Consider the following 14,725-nt stretch of genomic DNA (forward strand, 5'->3'; position numbering starts at 1 on the left):
CGAAACCGAGCCCGCGCGCGAATGAAGGCAGGCCGTCGTAGCGACGGCCCGCCTCAGAACTCCGCCGCCGCCGCCACCAGCGTGGCTTCGAGCGCGAGCGTCGAACGCGACGCCGAGGCGGGCCGGTCGATCACGTATTCGAGGTCGCCGAGCGCGGGCAGGCCCGCTTCGAGCTTGGCCAGGCCCTGCGGGATCACATAGCCGGCGAACGCCGACACGCCCAGCCCGGCCGCCGCGGCCGCGCGCAGCGCCGCGATGCTGCTGCTCGATACGGCAATCCGATAGGGGCGGCCGATCGCGTTCAGGGTTTCGAGCACGCGCTGGCGCGACACGCTCGGCTCCGGGTGCAGCGCCAGCGGCAGCACCGGCTCGCGCCCGGTGATCGGCGAGGCCGGCCCGGTACACCAGTACAGCGGCTCGGTGCGGATCACGCGGCCGCGCCGGCTGCCGGCGATGCGCTTGGCGAACACCAGGTCGTGGCGGCCCTCGTCGAGCGCGTGGAACAGGTCGCCCGACAGCCCGGTGGTGATCTCCAGTTCGACTTCCGGGTTGCGCTGGATGAAGCTGACCAGCGCGGCGGGCAGGTGGGCCGACGCGAAATCCTCCGACATGCCGAGCCGCACCTTGCCCGACAGCGGCGGCCCGCACACCGACATCACCGCTTCGTCCATCAGTTCGAGAATTCGGCTCGCGTAGCGGTGCAGCGCGTCGCCGTTGGCGGACAGCCGCACGTTGCGCGTGTCGCGCTCGAACAGCGGCCGGTCGAGCAGCTCTTCGAGCCGCCGGATGTGCTGGCTGACGGTGGATTGCGAGAGATTGACGCGCTCGGACGCGGCGGTGAAGCTGCCGGTCTGGGCGACGGCGACGAAACTGCGCAGCAGTTCGGGCGATAACGAACGCATGGTGGAATCCAGATGAACGGCGGCAGCGGCGCGCGGGCGCGGCCCGGCTGGGCCGTCGCAGCAGTTTACGGCAAGACGCCCGAGGGCGGCGCGCGATCGATTGGCGCGGCCTCTGAGTGGCATTGGGCAACTTCATCAATGGCCCGCGCGGCGCGGCATACAATCGCCGGCACCGGATACGCATCGCAGGAGAGACGCAATGACGGGATGGAATCAGGCGCGGCAGGCCCGCGACGCACGCCTCGCGGCGGGCGCGCCGCTCGCGCGTGGCAAACGGGTGGCGGCCGAGGACGCGACGGCGCTGCTCGAAGCGGTGCTGCGCCCCGGGGACCGGGTCTGCCTCGAAGGCGACAACCAGAAGCAGGCGGACCTGCTGGCCACGGCGCTCGCCGAGGTGGACAGCGCGAAGATCCACGATCTGCACATGGTGCAATCGGGCGTCGTGCTGCCCGAGCACCTCGACGTGTTCGAGCGCGGCATCGCCCGGCGTCTCGACTACGCCTACTCGGGCCCGCAATCGCAGCGCATCGCCAAGCTGCTGTTCGGCGGGCGCATCGAGCTGGGCGCCGTGCACACTTACCTCGAACTGTTCGCGCGCTACTTCATCGATCTGACGCCGCAGGTCGCGCTGATCGCGGCCGTCAGCGCCGACGCCGACGGCAATCTCTACACCGGCCCGAACACCGAGGACACGCCCACCGTGGTGGAGGCCACCGCGTTCAAGGACGGCATCGTGATCGCCCAGGTCGATCGCATCGTCGATCGCGTGCCGCGCGTCGACATTCCGGGCGACCGCGTGCATTTCGTGGTGGAGGCCGGGCGGCCGTTCTTCGTCGAGCCGCTGTTCACGCGCGACCCGGCGGCGATCACCGAAACCCAGATCCTCACCGCGATGCTGGCGCTCAAGGGCATCTATCAGCCCTACGGCATCAAGCGCCTGAATCACGGCATCGGCTTCAACACGGCGGCGATCGAACTGCTGCTGCCGACCTACGGCGAACGCCTCGGCCTGAAGGGCAAGATCGGCACGCACTGGGCGCTCAATCCGCATCCCACGCTGATCCCGGCGATCGAATCGGGCTGGGTCGAACAGATCCACTGCTTCGGCTCCGAAGTCGGCATGGACAACTACATCCGCGCGCGCTCCGACATCTTTTTCACGGGTTCGGACGGCTCGCTGCGCTCGAACCGCGCGTTCTGCCAGACGGCCGGGCTCTACGCCTGCGACATGTTCATCGGCTCGACGCTGCAGATCGACCTGGCCGGCCATTCGTCCACCGTGACCGAGAGCCGCATCGCCGGCTTCGGCGGCGCGCCGAACATGGGCAGCGACGCACGCGGGCGCCGCCATTCGAGCGAGCCCTGGCTGAAGGCCGGCGCCGAGGCCGATCCGCACACGCCGGCCGCGCTGCGGCGCGGGCGCAAGCTGGTCGTGCAGATCGGCGAGACGTTCGGCGAGAAGAACGTGCCGATGTTCGTCGAGAAGCTCGACGCGCTGCGGCTGGCCGACAAGCTCTCGCTCGATCTCGCGCCGATCATGGTGTACGGCGACGACGTTACGCACGTGGTGACCGAGGAGGGCATCGCGAACCTGCTGCTGTGCCGCGACGCCGACGAGCGCGAGCATGCGATTCGCGGCGTGGCCGGCTATACGGACGTGGGCCGTGGCCGCGACCGCAAGATGGTCGAGCGGCTGCGCGAGCGCGGCGTGATCCGCCGCCCCGAGGATCTCGGCATCGATCCGCTCGATGCCGACCGCCGCCTGCTCGCGGCGCGCTCGGTGAAGGACCTCGTGCATTGGTCCGGCGGCCTGTATTCGCCGCCGTCACGCTTTCGCAACTGGTAAGCCCTGCCGCGCGGGGCGGCAGTCGAGCCCCCGTGCGCGTTTCGGCCGGCCCCGAGCGGGCTGGCGGGAGAGATCGAATGGAACAGCTCAACTATCTTCACACCGCGCGTGAACGTGCGGGCGGGGATGCGGCGTCGGCGCTGGTCGGCGTGGTCGCGTCCGGCAATCTCGAAGTGCTCGTCGAGCGTGTGCTGCCCGGCGCGGCCTGCGAGATCGATATTCAAACCGCCGCCACCGGCTTCGGCGAGGTGTGGCAGGCCGTGGTCGCCGATTTCGTCGAGCGGCGCTCGCCGGGCGGCCTGCGCTTCTCGATCAACGACGGCGGCGCGCGTCCCGATACGGTGGCGCTGCGGCTTGCCCAGGCGGTCAGGGCGATCGAGGGAGGCCAGCGATGAGCGGATTCGACCTCGCCACGGCCGGCGCGAGCTGGTACGAAGCCTCGGCGCGGCAACGCATCGACGGGCTCGTCGACGCCGGCAGCTTCACCGAATTCATCGGCCCGGCCGAGCGCGAAATGAGCCCGCACCTGCCGCTGTTCGCGCTGCCGCGCCAGTTCGACGACGGCATGATCGTCGGCCGCGCCGCGCTCGACGGCCGCGCCGTGCTGGTGGCCGCGCAGGAAGGCCGCTTCATGGGCGGCGCGTTCGGCGAGATCCACGGCGCGAAGCTCACCGGCCTGCTGCGCGCCGCGCGCGAATCGGCCACGCCCGTGCTGATCCTGTTCGATACCGGCGGCGTGCGTCTGCAGGAAGCCAATGCGGGTGAGCTGGCGATCGCCGAGGTGATGCGCGCGCTGGTCGATGCGCGCGAGGCCGGCGTGCCGGTGATCGGGCTGATCGGCGGTCGCGCCGGCTGCTACGGCGGCGGCGGCCTGCTCGCGGCGTGCTGCTCGGCGCTGGCGGTGTCGGAGCCGGGCCGCATCAGCGTGTCCGGGCCCGAGGTGATCGAAACGAATCGCGGCGTCGAGGAATTCGACTCGAAGGATCGCGCGCTGGTCTGGCGCACCATGGGCGGCAAGCATCGCCGGCTGATCGGCGGCGCCGAGCGCTTCGTCGACGACACGCTGCCGGCGTTCCGCGCCGCCGCGCTCGATTTGCTCGCGGTGCGCCACGGCTTCGACCTCGCGGTGCTCGATGCCGAGCAGACGCGGCTCGAAGCGCGCCTCGCGGCGTTCGGCGATTGCGCCGACGCACGCGACGTCTGGCGCCGGCTCGGGGCGACCGATGCCGAGGCCGACGCCATTCCCGCCATGCCCGGCGACGCCTTCGCCGCGCTGGCCGACCGCCTTCAGGAGACGCGCGATGACGCTCGATGAGATTCTCGGTTCCTTCGACCACGATGTCGCGGTGCGCGACGACGGCCTGCTGGCCGGCCGCGCCACCGTCGAAGACCGCACGGTGGACGTGATCGGCGTGTCGGGCGGCACGTTCGTCGGCGTGGACGAAGCCTTGTGGCTGTCGGCGCGCGTGCTCGATGTGGTGCGCCGTGGTGATCGCACGCCGATTCTCGTGCTGGTGGACAGCGCGAGCCAGCGCATGAGTCGCCGCGACGAATTGCTCGGCCTCAACGAATGCCTGTCGCATCTGGCCAAGAGCCTGATGCTGGCGAGCCTGCGCGGCCATCCGACCGTCGGCCTGCTGTATGGCGGCACGGCGGCCGGCGCGTTCATCGCGACCGCGCTCGCCACCCGCGTGCTGGTCGCGCTGCCGGGCGCGGAGCCGGCCGTGATGGATCTGCCGTCGATCTCGCGCGTCACCAAGCTGCCGCTCGACGTGCTGCAGGAGATGGCGAAGTCGACGGCCGTGTTCGCGCCGGGCCTCGACAATCTCGCGCAAACGGGCGCGGTCGATGCCGTGCTCGATCCGGCGCAGCCGCTCGGCGCGCAACTGGCGCCGTGGTTCGATACGCCGGCCGATCGCGCCGACGGCCGCGACCGCCTCGGCGCGGAACGCGGCGGCCGCCCGGCTGCCGCGCGTATCGCGCAACGCGTCCATGAACTCGCCCGCTCGGCCGGCTGAGGCCGGCTTGATCCGTCACAGCGTCGTGCGCGTCGCGCCCGATGCGTGGCGCGACGTGCTGGCGGCCCACCCGGCGCTGGCCGACGCGCCGCCCGTGGTGCGGGAGTGGGCCGCGCGCGGCTGGCCGCTGATGGTGCGGCGCGCCGGGCCGTGCGATGCCGGCGCGGCCGGCGTGCCGCTCGGCTTGCCGCTGCCGCCGTCGCTGGGCAAGCGCCGCATCGGCGTGGTGGTGCCCGAGTCGGCGATCGTCTCGGTCGAACCGCCACCTGCCGTTGCGCGGTTGCGCGAGGCCGCGCCGGCGCACTGGTGCGCCACGCTCGATCGGCTCGACGCGATCGCGCGGCGGCATCGCCTCGGTTGCCGCGCGTTCGGCAGCCTGGCCTGGCAGGCCCTGACGGGCCTGACCTATCTGTCTCCCGGTTCCGATCTCGATCTGCTGTTCGATGCGCCCATCGGCGCGGATGCCGAGGCGGCGCTCGCGGCGCTGCTCGACGATGTCGCGGCGCTGGCCGATGGTGCCGATGGCGCCGATAGCGGCGAGGCCCCGATGCGCATCGACGGCGAAGTGATTCGGGCCGACGGCGCGGGCGCCAACTGGCGCGAACTGCGTACGGCGCTGGCAGAGCGCGGCGAGATCGTCGCCAAGACCTCGGCCGGTGTGCTGCTGCTGTCGCCGCGCGAATTTCTCGACAGTGCGAGGGAGGCAGCATGATTCAGCCGATGCGGATGCCTGCGTTCGAAGCGAAGCCGTCGCCGCGCGAGGCCGCGGACGCGATTGCCGAATTCGCCGAGCATTGCCTGCGGCTCGAAGTGCGGACCTGGCCGAAACCCGGCCTCGTCAGCCATGTCGATCAGGGCAGTCACCACGACATGGATGCCGCCACGTTCGCGCGCAGCGCCGCCGCGATTCGCCCGTTCCTGGCCGAACTGGCGCGGGCCGGCGCGGCGCGGGCGGAGATGGCGGCGCTGCGCCGGATCGGCCTGCGCGCCGAGCACGCGATGCTGGCCGCCACCGGCGGTGTGAACACCCATCGCGGCGCGATCTTCGGGCTCGGCCTGCTGTGCGCGGCGGCGGGCTGGCGAGCGACCGCTGAACCGGTGCCGGCGCTCACGCTCGGCGCCTGCGTTGCCGCGCAATGGGGCGACGAGATCCTGGGCGGCCCGCGTCCGTCGGACAGCCACGGCGAGCGGGCGATCCGCCGCTACGGCGTCGGCGGCGCGCGCGGCGAGGCGGCCAACGGCTTTCCGGCTGTCTACGCGATCGGCGTGCCGGCCTTGCGCGCCGCGCGGGCGCTGCGCCCCGGCCACGCCGAGGCGGCGCGCGTGCAGGCCTGCTTCGCGCTGATCGCGGCGCTCGACGACACCAATCTGCTGCATCGCGGCGGCGAGGCCGGCCTGGCGTTCGCGCAGCAGGCCGCTCGGGATTTCCTGGCACGCGGCGGCGTGGGCGCCGACGACTGGCGCGAGCAGGCCGCCGCCGTGCATCGCGCGTTCGTCGCGCGGCGGCTGAGCCCCGGCGGCACGGCCGACCTGCTCGCGATGAGCCTGTTCGCCGATGGGCTCGATCCGCAATGACGCTCGCGCTCCTGTGCTCCGGCCAGGGTCATCAAGGCCCCGGCATGTTCGACCTGATCGGCGACGATCCGGCCGCTGCGCCGCTGTTCGCGCACGCGTCGCGCTGGTTCGGCGGCGATCCGCGCGCCTGGGTGCGCGAGGCCAGTGGCGATGCGCTGCGCGAGAACGGTGCGGCGCAGCGCCTGTGCACGCTGCATGCGCTGGCCGTGTACGCCCGGCTCGCGCCGCTGCTGCCTAGGCGGCGCTGCGTGGCCGGCTACAGCGTGGGCGAGATCGCCGCATGGCATGTGGCGGGCCGGTTCGACGCGCGCGATGCGCTCGACCTGATCGCCGCGCGCGCCGATGCAATGGATGCGGCAAGCGCGGGCAACGAAGGCATGCTGTTCGTGCGCGGCCTCCCGCGCGCGACGCTCGATGCCTTGTGCGCCGGGCACGACGCCGCGGTCGCGATCGTCAACCCCGGCGAGGCCTGCGTGCTGGCCGGCACCACCGAGGCGCTGGCCGCGCTGGCCGGCGAGGCGCAGGCGCATGGCGCCTCGCGCGTGGTCGAGGTGCCGGTGCGGATCGCTTCGCACACGCCACGGCTGGCCGCCGCCGTGCCGGTGTTTCGCGCCGCGCTCGGGCAGGCGAGCGTCGGGCGTGGCGCGGCCGGCACGCGGCTGTTCAGCGGCATCGACGGCGCCGTGGTGCTCGATGTGGGCGATGGCCTCGACAAGCTCGCGCGACAGATCGCCGAGCCGGTGGAGTGGGCCGCATGCCTCGCGGCCTGCGTCGAAGCCGGCGCAAGCGCGTTCCTCGAACTGGGGCCGGGCCGCGCATTGGCCGAGATGGCTGCCGGCGCGTATCCGGCGATTCCGGCGCGCAGCGTGGCCGATTTCCGCTCGTGGGACGGGCTGGCCGCGTGGCTGGCGAAGCTCGACGCGGCCTGAATTCCTCAAGAACGGCACGGTTCGCCCGCCTTCGATAATCCTCCGATCAATCTGACCAACGGCGCGTTTCGCGTCTGACCCAGCCGCGATTTTCCACGCGGCGAACGCGCGTTCGTCGCCGCCGCGCCACGCTTCTCAGAAACCACTTGCGGGGCCGATCGGCGTGACTACAATACGCGCCCGATGAGACCACACGCCTACCTGACCGCGCTGTCCTGCGCGGCGCTCGCCCTTGCTTCGCCAGCCGTTTTCGCGCTGCCCGCGCCCTTTGTCGGCGGGGAGGCGGGCGCCTATTTCGCGCATGTCGGTGACGCCTTCGGCGTGGCGGCCGAACTGGTGAACGGCGCACGCCGGCGCGTGCTGGTGGCCGGGTATGCCTCGGTGTCGCCGGCGCTGGCCTCGGCCTTGTGCGAGGCACGCCGGCGCGGCGTGGCGGTGCGCGTGGTGCTCGACCGCTCGGCGCCGGCCGCGCGCTACAGCGGCGCGGCGTTTCTGGCCGAATCGGGCATCGACGTGGCGTTCGCGCGCCGGGCCGGCGCGACGCGCACGCCGTTCATCGTGGCGGACGACGCCGTGGCGATCGACACCGCCGTCACGCCGCCCGCCCGCGGCCGCGGCCCATCCACCGCCGGTGATGGCGCCATGACCGTGCGTGCGCTGAACGTGTTTCGCGACGTGCCGCAACTGGCGCAGGCCTATACGCGTACGTTCTGGCAGTGGTATCGCGTGGCCGCCGGGGCGCGCTGACGCGTAACCCAAACACCTCAAACCGCGCAGCGATCGAGGTAGCGGCCCGCGTCGTTCGCTTGCACAATAGCCGCTTCCACGACGAGGCAGACGATGGCGATCACGGTCGAAACTCTCCAGTTCGCGGCGCGCGACGGACGACCGTTGACGGGCTCGCTCTATCTTCCCCACCTGAATCCTGAACGGGCGGTGCTGATCAACAGCGCGCTCGGCATGCCGCGCGTGCGCTACGACGCGTTCGCGCGCAGCCTGGCCGAAGCCGGGTTCGCGGTCCTCAGCTACGACAATCGCGGCATCGGCGGTTCGCGCACGGCGGTGGCCGACACCGATCGCGTGACGCTGCGCCAATGGGGCGAAGCCGATCTGCCCGCCGCGCTCGATTGCCTGGCCACCCACGCGCCCGCGGCGCGCCTGTTCGCGCTCGGCCATGCGACGGGCGGCCGCCTGCTGGGCCTCGCGCCGAACCTCGGGCGGCTGGCCGGCATCGCGACGGTGGCCGCCGGCACCGGCTATTGCGGCGATGCGCGTGGCGCGGCGGGCATCGCGCTTGCGTTCGCCACCTACGTGGCGTTGCCGCTGGCCGGCCGCTTCATGACGCGCGTGCCGGGGCGCCTGCTCGGCGCCGAAGCCGACGTGCCGGCCGGCATCGCGCTCGATTGCGCCGCCGGCGGGCGGGGGCCGGGCGGCCGCGTGGCGGCGGCGGGCCGGGAAATGCGCGCCGGCTTCGATGCCTATCGCGGCCCGCTGCTGGCCTATGCCGTCGAGGACGACCCGTTCGCGCCGCCCGCCGCCGTGGCCGCGCTGCACCGGCGCTTCACCGCCGCGGAGGTCGAATTCCGCACCCTCGCGCCGCACCCGGGCCAGCGCCCGATCGGCGCGGTCGGCTATTTCCGCGACGACAATCGCGCGCTTTGGCCGTCGCTGGCCGCCTGGTTCGGCGCACGCTGAACGGGCGGTGCGCCCTATCTCCTCACGATCGACGCTGGCGCGATGCGACGCGAGGCTGCTACAGTCGTCGGTCCCGCCCTCAACCAGAGTGAGTGTCAGATGAAGCTGATTGGAATGCTGGATTCCCCGTACGTTCGCCGCAGCGCCGTGTCGGCCAAGCTGCTCGGGCTGTCGTTCGAGCACCTGCCGCTGTCGGTGTTTCGTCATTTCGACCAGTTCAAGGCCGTGAACCCGGTCGTGAAAGCGCCGACGCTGCTGACCGACGACGGCACGATGGTGCTCGACTCGTCGCTCATCGTCGACTATCTCGATCACCTCGTCGAGCCGTCCAAACGGCTGATGCCCGACGACGCGGCCGCGCGGTTGCGCTCGATCGAACTGATCGGCCTCGCGCTCGTCGCCGCCGAAAAGACGGTGCAGGTGGTGTACGAGAACAACATGCGCCCCGACGAAAAGGTGCATCGGCCGTGGCTCGACCGCCTGGTCGAACAGGTCGACGCCGCTTACGGCGCGCTCGAGAAGCGCATTCTCGGCACCACCGGCTGGCTGCTCGGCGAGCGCATCACCCAGGCGGACGTGACGGTGGCCGTGGCGTGGCGCTTCACGCAGGCGGAGCGCGCCCACCAGCGCGATCTGGCGCCGTTCGATGCGCAGCGCTTCCCGACCATCGCCGCGCTGTCGGCGCGCGCCGAGCAACTGCCGGAGTTCGTCAGCACGCCGCCCGACTGAGCCGAGCGGGAGCGGCAAACCTAGGGTTGCCACCGATTGTTCGCGCAGGCAAACAACTGACTTCGTGTGCAGCCCATTTATCCGCGGGCTGCCGGTTCGTAGAATTCGTCGGGTCAGTTCATCGTCCCGTCGGAGCCCGTCATGCGAACCCTCATCGAAAATCGTCTGTATCACCCGTCCGTCGTGCTGCCGATGGTGTCGCTGATGCAACTGATGGTGACGCACGACTTCAACCTGAGCCAGGTCGGGTTCGTGGTGGCCGGGCGCGGGATGCGGGCCGTGGTCGAGCGTTCGCGCTCGTTCGTGACCTGCATGGCCTGCCGGCACGGCGGTTGCACGGCGCATTGAAGCGCGCCGCGTCACCCGGCGCCGGACACGCCCACACCCCCGCCTCGGCGGGGGTGTTCGTTTTTGGGCGCCCGGAAATGACAACGCCGCGCCGGCTCTGGCGAGCGGGCGCGGCGTCGGGAACGGCGGGGGGCTTGAGCCGGCTGAAGTGGCTCAAGTGGCCGAATTGGCTTAAGCGCGGGCCGCCGATACGCTATGGTAGGCGTCGTTGTTATCTTCTTCCGCCTGTTCGCGCAGTTCGCGAACCAGCGCATGCGCCTCGCGACGCGATGCCACGGCCGGCGGCGAACCGGCCAGCGGCTGGCGAGCCGTTTCCCGCAGGGCCAGCACCGAGATCGCACCGATCACGGCTGCGCCCATCAGGTAGTACGCCGGCATCATCGGGTTGCCGGTGCGTTCCACCAGCCAGGCCGCGACCAGCGGCGTCGTCCCGCCGAACAGCGACACCGAGATATTGAAGCCGATCGCGAGCGCGCCGAAGCGGATCTCGGTCGGGAACAGCGCCGGCAGCGCCGACGGCATCACGCCGCAGAAGCACGACAGCATCACGCCGAGGATCATCAGGCCACCGAACACCGGCAGCATCTCGCCCGTGCGGATCATCATCAGCGCGGGGATCGACAGCACCAGCAGGCCCACGCAACCGGCCAGCATGACCGGCTTGCGGCCGACCACGTCCGACAGGCGGCCTGCACCGATCGTCATCGGGATCATCAGCACCATGACCAGCAGCACCAGCGCCAGGCCGTGCGTTTCGTTGAAATGCAGCGTCGACGACAGGAAGCTCGGCAGATATGACAGCACCATGTAGTCGGTCACGTTGAAGATCAGCACGAGGCCCACGCACAGCAGCATCGCGTTGCGGTGCTTGACGAGCATGTCGAGGAATTTGACCTTCGGCATGGTCTTGTCCTGCGCCTCGCGCAGTTCGGCCTGACGCTTGAAGGCCGGGGTTTCCTCGAGCTTCATCCGGATATACAGGCCGATCAGACCGAGCGGGCCGGCCACCAGGAACGGCACGCGCCAGCCCCAGGAGGTCAGCGCGTCGTGCGGCAGCACGGCCGTGAGCAGCGTGACCACGCCCGCGCCGAGCACATAGCCGATCAGCGTGCCGCATTCCAGGAAGCTGCCCATGAAGCCGCGGCGCTTGTCGGTCGAGAATTCGGCGATGAAGGTGGCTGCGCCGCCGTATTCGCCGCCGGTCGAGAAGCCCTGCACGAGGCGGGCGACCAGCAGCAGGATCGGGGCCAGGATGCCGATCGAGTCGTAGCTCGGGATCAGGCCGATCGAGAACGTGCCGAGCGCCATCAGGATCATGGTCATGGCGAGCACGCGTTGGCGGCCGATGCGATCGCCGAGCGGGCCGAACACCATGCCGCCGATCGGGCGCACCACGAAGGCGGCCGCGAACGTGCCGAAGGTGGCCAGCAACTGCGCGGACGGGTTGCTCGACGGGAAGAACACCTGGCCGAGCGTGACGGCGATGTAGCTGTAGACGCCGAAGTCGAACCATTCCATCGCGTTGCCGATGGCCATGGCGCGCACGGCGCGTTTCAGCAGGGATTGATCGACGACGGTGATGTCGTTGACGGTGACGGGGGCGTCGCTGGACGACGCGGAGACAGCGGAAGGGCTGACGTGTGATGCAGTCAAGGTGAAGGCTCCTTTGACAGCGGACGATGCGCGTTGCCGGAAGGCGCGAGCATCGCCACGGTTTGCCGAGGAGCGCAGCGGCGTGGCAGCACGGAACGTCGGGCGCACGAAGACGCCGAGATCGGACGGGGCCGCGTGCGGCGCGCCAGTGGCCGCCGCGTCGATGCGCTCATGAGATTGCCGCCGGGCTGGCCTGACAAGGGGGACCGACGACGACCGGTGCGCGGCGTGGCGCCTGCGACCGGAAACGAACCCTGGAAAGGGCGCTGAAACGAAGCAGGTGGGCCGAAAATGGCTGCCTGCCCGTGATCGATATTTCGTGCGACGAGACGGTGGCGGGAGTTCCGCGAACGCTCGCTGCTCAAACAGAATGAACGAAATAGATAAATGAAAGAGTGGCTATAGTACCACGATCGCAGGAGATCGTGCAAATTGCCGCCCCAGCCCCGCCCGGTGGGGGATTGGCGGGAGATAATCCGGCCGGTGCCGGCACGGCGCTGGCGATGCGCGCGGGCGCGTTGCAGCGTTCGTTCCCGTTCGGTTTCCCCGTCAATGTCGGCCGCCGCGAGTGGCCCTCGAATCCGTTTCCCGACCCATGCCCGACCTGATCAAGATCGCCGGATTGTTCGTTCTCACCGCCCTCGCCGAGATCGTCGGCTGCTATCTGCCGTGGCAGGTGCTCAAGGAGGGGCGCAGCGCTTGGCTGCTGGTGCCCGCGGCGGTATCGCTGGCGCTGTTCGCGTGGCTGCTGACGCTGCATCCGTCGGCCGCGGGGCGGACTTACGCGGCCTACGGCGGCGTGTATATCGCGGTGGCGCTCGGCTGGCTGCGGGTGGTCGACGGCGTGCCGCTGACGCGCTGGGATGCAGCCGGCGCCGTGCTGGCGCTGGCCGGGATGGCGGTGATTGCGCTTCAGCCGCGCGGCTGAAGGCGGGCGAGGACGCGGCGGGTCAGGCCGCCGGCGTGGCCGGTTCGGCTTCCTTGCGCCAGACGCAGGTGCCCTTGACCGACTTGTCGAGCTCGTCGAGCTGAGTTTGGTGCGCGGCCAGTTCCTCGTCGCTGGCGGTCAGCACCGGCAGCGCGAGCGACGCCAGCGCGACGCGCGAGCCGCCGCCCGCGCCGCCTTCGTCGTCGCCATCGCCGAGCATGTCGATCACCAGGCTTTCCTGGCCGCGCGTCATCGCCAGATAGACCTCGGCCAGCAGCTCCGAGTCGAGCAGCGCGCCGTGCAGCGTGCGGTGCGCGTTGCTGATGCCGAAGCGGTCGCACAGCGCGTCGAGCGAATTGCGCTTGCCGGGGAACATCTGCTTGGCCTGCACCAGCGTGTCGATCACGCCGTCGCACTGCTTGAGCAGCGGCGGCAGCTTCAGGCGCTCGAATTCGGCGTCGAGAAAGCCGATGTCGAACGGCGCGTTATGGATGATCAGCTCGCCGCCGCGCACGAAATCGCAGATCGCGTTGGCGACTTCGGCGAATTTCGGCTTGTCGCTGAGGAATTCGGTGGTCAGGCCGTGCACGGCCAGCGCGCCCGGATCGCTGTCGCGCTCGGGGTTCACGTAGAAGTGCAGATTGTTGCCGGTCAGCCGGCGGTTCAGCATTTCCACGCAGCCGATTTCGATGATGCGGTCGCCGGTGCGGGCATTCAGGCCGGTGGTTTCGGTGTCGAGGATGATCTGGCGCATGTCGGTGATTCAGTGAGGCCGGCGCGCGGGCCGGCGGTAACGAAGACGAAGCGGCAGGGGAGCGCGGCGCGTGCCGCCGCTCAGGCCTGCTGCGAAAGCGAATCGACGCCGCGATTGGCGAGCGCGTCGGCGCGCTCGTTCTCGGCGTGGCCGGCGTGGCCCTTGACCCAGCGCCATTCGATCTCGTGGCCGGCGACCAGTTCGTCCAGCCGCTTCCAGAGATCGGCGTTCTTGACGGGCGTCTTGGCGGCCGTCACCCAGCCTTTTTTCTTCCAGCCGTGAATCCATTCGCTGATGCCTTTCTGCACATATTGCGAATCGGTATGCACGACCACCTGGCAGCGGCGCTTGAGCGCTTCGAGCGCCTTGATCACGGCGAGCAGCTCCATGCGGTTGTTGGTGGTGCCCGGCTCGCCGCCGAACAGTTCCTTTTCCTGGTCGCCGAAGCGCAGCAGGGCGCCCCAGCCGCCGGGGCCGGGGTTGCCCTTGCAGGCGCCGTCGGTATAGATATCGATCGTTTGCAACGTCATGAATGCTCTTGATGAGTGGTAGGGGCCGCGGCCGGTGCGAGCGCGGGCGCACGCGCCGGCTTGCGAACCCGGATCGGGCCGACCGGGCGAATCTCGCGCACCCGCTTGACGGCCGTGACCATGTAAACAGCGCCGAAAATCGGCCACCAGCGGTCGCCGGCCGCTTCCATGAAAGCGTAGCGCGACATCCACTTGTCGGTGACCAGCGGCGGGCGGTAGCAGCCGAAGCGGCCGCGCTCGATGTCGAAACCGAGCAGCTTCATCCAGTCCTTGAGGCGGATGAAGGCGATCGGATCGCGCGCGCCCGGCACGAACGGGCGTTTCGCGATGCGGCCGAACGATTGCCGCGCGCCCCACAGGCTCAATGAATTGAAGCCGGTGATCACGAGCCGGCCTTCCGGCATCAGCACGCGCTCGGCTTCGCGCAGCAGGCCGTGCGGATCGGCCGTGAATTCGAGCGTGTGCGGCATCACGATCAGATCGACGCTCTGCGATTCGAACGGCAGGTCGAGCAGGTCGCACCAGACGGTGCTGCGGCCGACCGGCGCATGATGCGGGCCGGGCGGGTCGCCGGCCCACGGAAAGCGGAACGGCGCGCTGGCGCCGCTGGCCGGATCGAGCACCAGCCCGCGGCCGGGCATGCGGTTCTCGCGCAGGGAATCGAGCTGGGGCAGGCCCAGCTGCAAGGCGTGGAAGCCGAACACGTCGGACACCACGCGGTCGAGCTGGGCCTGTTCCCACTCGAGCACGTAGCGGCCGGGCGGCGAAGCGCTCCAGGCGGGCCAGTCTATAATCGGACGGTCTGACATATCGATTGA

Annotated in this window: 17 protein-coding genes; 12 read left to right on the top strand and 5 right to left on the bottom strand. The window is 70.4% G+C overall.

All coding sequences use genetic code 11. The features are described from left to right. Positions 1–53 precede the first annotated feature (53 nt). Positions 54–902, bottom strand: coding sequence for a LysR family transcriptional regulator (locus tag AB4850_RS18905; protein ID WP_414444539.1), 849 nt, complete (start codon positions 900–902; stop codon positions 54–56). 199 nt (positions 903–1,101) lie between these two features. On the opposite strand from AB4850_RS18905, the gene mdcA reads away from it, so the two are divergent. The 11 genes from mdcA (at position 1,102) to AB4850_RS18960 (ending at position 10,042) form a co-directional block, all read left to right on the top strand. Beyond that, positions 1,102–2,748: a malonate decarboxylase subunit alpha gene (mdcA, locus tag AB4850_RS18910; protein ID WP_414444540.1), complete on the top strand. Its 1,647-nt coding sequence runs from the start codon at positions 1,102–1,104 to the stop codon at positions 2,746–2,748. A gap of 77 nt (positions 2,749–2,825) precedes the next feature. Continuing rightward, positions 2,826–3,143: a malonate decarboxylase acyl carrier protein gene (gene mdcC / locus AB4850_RS18915; protein ID WP_414444541.1), complete on the top strand. Its 318-nt coding sequence runs from the start codon at positions 2,826–2,828 to the stop codon at positions 3,141–3,143. Next, on the top strand, positions 3,140–4,063 hold the full coding sequence (locus tag AB4850_RS18920) for a biotin-independent malonate decarboxylase subunit beta (RefSeq protein ID WP_414444542.1): 924 nt from the start codon (positions 3,140–3,142) through the stop codon (positions 4,061–4,063). The genes mdcC and AB4850_RS18920 overlap by 4 nt, the downstream gene beginning before the upstream one ends. Next, the gene (mdcE, locus tag AB4850_RS18925) at positions 4,050–4,766 is read left to right on the top strand and encodes a biotin-independent malonate decarboxylase subunit gamma (protein ID WP_414444543.1); all 717 of its coding nucleotides are present in this window, start codon (positions 4,050–4,052) and stop codon (positions 4,764–4,766) included. Before AB4850_RS18920 ends, mdcE begins: the two co-directional genes overlap by 14 nt. After that, entirely contained in the window at positions 4,741–5,478 is a 738-nt protein-coding gene (gene mdcG / locus AB4850_RS18930; RefSeq protein ID WP_414444544.1) for a malonate decarboxylase holo-[acyl-carrier-protein] synthase, read from the top strand. The genes mdcE and mdcG overlap by 26 nt, the downstream gene beginning before the upstream one ends. Continuing rightward, positions 5,475–6,341: a triphosphoribosyl-dephospho-CoA synthase MdcB gene (gene mdcB, locus AB4850_RS18935; protein ID WP_414444545.1), complete on the top strand. Its 867-nt coding sequence runs from the start codon at positions 5,475–5,477 to the stop codon at positions 6,339–6,341. The genes mdcG and mdcB overlap by 4 nt, the downstream gene beginning before the upstream one ends. Further along, entirely contained in the window at positions 6,338–7,270 is a 933-nt protein-coding gene (gene mdcH, locus AB4850_RS18940) for a malonate decarboxylase subunit epsilon (protein ID WP_414444546.1), read from the top strand. Before mdcB ends, mdcH begins: the two co-directional genes overlap by 4 nt. 183 nt (positions 7,271–7,453) lie before the next feature. Further along, a complete protein-coding gene (locus AB4850_RS18945; RefSeq protein WP_414444547.1) occupies positions 7,454–8,017 on the top strand; it encodes a hypothetical protein in 564 nt (187 codons plus the stop codon). A gap of 93 nt (positions 8,018–8,110) precedes the next feature. Continuing rightward, complete coding sequence (locus AB4850_RS18950) at positions 8,111–8,965, top strand: alpha/beta fold hydrolase (protein ID WP_414444548.1); 855 nt, start codon at positions 8,111–8,113, stop codon at positions 8,963–8,965. A 99-nt stretch (positions 8,966–9,064) separates the two neighbouring features. Beyond that, entirely contained in the window at positions 9,065–9,694 is a 630-nt protein-coding gene (locus tag AB4850_RS18955; RefSeq protein WP_414444549.1) for a glutathione S-transferase family protein, read from the top strand. Between the two features lie 141 nt (positions 9,695–9,835). Next, complete coding sequence (locus tag AB4850_RS18960) at positions 9,836–10,042, top strand: hypothetical protein (protein WP_206127117.1); 207 nt, start codon at positions 9,836–9,838, stop codon at positions 10,040–10,042. Positions 10,043–10,213: 171 nt separating this feature from the next. Here the strand turns inward: AB4850_RS18960 and proP are convergent, their stop codons facing one another. Beyond that, positions 10,214–11,695 (bottom strand): glycine betaine/L-proline transporter ProP, encoded by a 1,482-nt coding sequence (proP, locus tag AB4850_RS18965; protein WP_414444550.1) that lies wholly within the window; start codon positions 11,693–11,695, stop codon positions 10,214–10,216. A 595-nt stretch (positions 11,696–12,290) separates the two neighbouring features. On the opposite strand from proP, the gene AB4850_RS18970 reads away from it, so the two are divergent. Next, positions 12,291–12,623: a YnfA family protein gene (locus tag AB4850_RS18970; RefSeq protein WP_414444551.1), complete on the top strand. Its 333-nt coding sequence runs from the start codon at positions 12,291–12,293 to the stop codon at positions 12,621–12,623. A gap of 22 nt (positions 12,624–12,645) precedes the next feature. Here the strand turns inward: AB4850_RS18970 and dnaQ are convergent, their stop codons facing one another. From dnaQ to AB4850_RS18985, 3 genes are all read right to left on the bottom strand, one after another. Next, positions 12,646–13,377: a DNA polymerase III subunit epsilon gene (gene dnaQ / locus AB4850_RS18975; protein WP_414444552.1), complete on the bottom strand. Its 732-nt coding sequence runs from the start codon at positions 13,375–13,377 to the stop codon at positions 12,646–12,648. An 80-nt stretch (positions 13,378–13,457) separates the two neighbouring features. Then, entirely contained in the window at positions 13,458–13,907 is a 450-nt protein-coding gene (gene rnhA, locus AB4850_RS18980) for a ribonuclease HI (RefSeq protein ID WP_414444553.1), read from the bottom strand. Next, positions 13,904–14,716, bottom strand: a complete 813-nt coding sequence (locus tag AB4850_RS18985; protein ID WP_414444554.1) for a class I SAM-dependent methyltransferase — start codon at positions 14,714–14,716, stop codon at positions 13,904–13,906. Before AB4850_RS18985 ends, rnhA begins: the two co-directional genes overlap by 4 nt. Positions 14,717–14,725 lie beyond the last annotated feature (9 nt).

The organism is Burkholderia sp. 22PA0106 (genome assembly GCF_047497155.1).
In the GTDB taxonomy this organism is placed as follows: Bacteria; Pseudomonadota; Gammaproteobacteria; order Burkholderiales; family Burkholderiaceae; genus Burkholderia.

Bases quoted from the DNA above. Each gene is read 5' to 3' on its own strand.
- AB4850_RS18905 (WP_414444539.1), bottom strand. From the start codon at position 902: ATGCGTTCGTTATCGCCCGAACTGCTGCGCAGTTTCGTCGCCGTCGCC.
- mdcA (WP_414444540.1), top strand. From the start codon at position 1,102: ATGACGGGATGGAATCAGGCGCGGCAGGCCCGCGACGCACGCCTCGCG.
- mdcC (WP_414444541.1), top strand. From the start codon at position 2,826: ATGGAACAGCTCAACTATCTTCACACCGCGCGTGAACGTGCGGGCGGG.
- AB4850_RS18920 (WP_414444542.1), top strand. From the start codon at position 3,140: ATGAGCGGATTCGACCTCGCCACGGCCGGCGCGAGCTGGTACGAAGCC.
- mdcE (WP_414444543.1), top strand. From the start codon at position 4,050: ATGACGCTCGATGAGATTCTCGGTTCCTTCGACCACGATGTCGCGGTG.
- mdcG (WP_414444544.1), top strand. From the start codon at position 4,741: ATGAACTCGCCCGCTCGGCCGGCTGAGGCCGGCTTGATCCGTCACAGC.
- mdcB (WP_414444545.1), top strand. From the start codon at position 5,475: ATGATTCAGCCGATGCGGATGCCTGCGTTCGAAGCGAAGCCGTCGCCG.
- mdcH (WP_414444546.1), top strand. From the start codon at position 6,338: ATGACGCTCGCGCTCCTGTGCTCCGGCCAGGGTCATCAAGGCCCCGGC.
- AB4850_RS18945 (WP_414444547.1), top strand. From the start codon at position 7,454: ATGAGACCACACGCCTACCTGACCGCGCTGTCCTGCGCGGCGCTCGCC.
- AB4850_RS18950 (WP_414444548.1), top strand. From the start codon at position 8,111: ATGGCGATCACGGTCGAAACTCTCCAGTTCGCGGCGCGCGACGGACGA.
- AB4850_RS18955 (WP_414444549.1), top strand. From the start codon at position 9,065: ATGAAGCTGATTGGAATGCTGGATTCCCCGTACGTTCGCCGCAGCGCC.
- AB4850_RS18960 (WP_206127117.1), top strand. From the start codon at position 9,836: ATGCGAACCCTCATCGAAAATCGTCTGTATCACCCGTCCGTCGTGCTG.
- AB4850_RS18970 (WP_414444551.1), top strand. From the start codon at position 12,291: ATGCCCGACCTGATCAAGATCGCCGGATTGTTCGTTCTCACCGCCCTC.
- dnaQ (WP_414444552.1), bottom strand. From the start codon at position 13,377: ATGCGCCAGATCATCCTCGACACCGAAACCACCGGCCTGAATGCCCGC.
- rnhA (WP_414444553.1), bottom strand. From the start codon at position 13,907: ATGACGTTGCAAACGATCGATATCTATACCGACGGCGCCTGCAAGGGC.
- AB4850_RS18985 (WP_414444554.1), bottom strand. From the start codon at position 14,716: ATGTCAGACCGTCCGATTATAGACTGGCCCGCCTGGAGCGCTTCGCCG.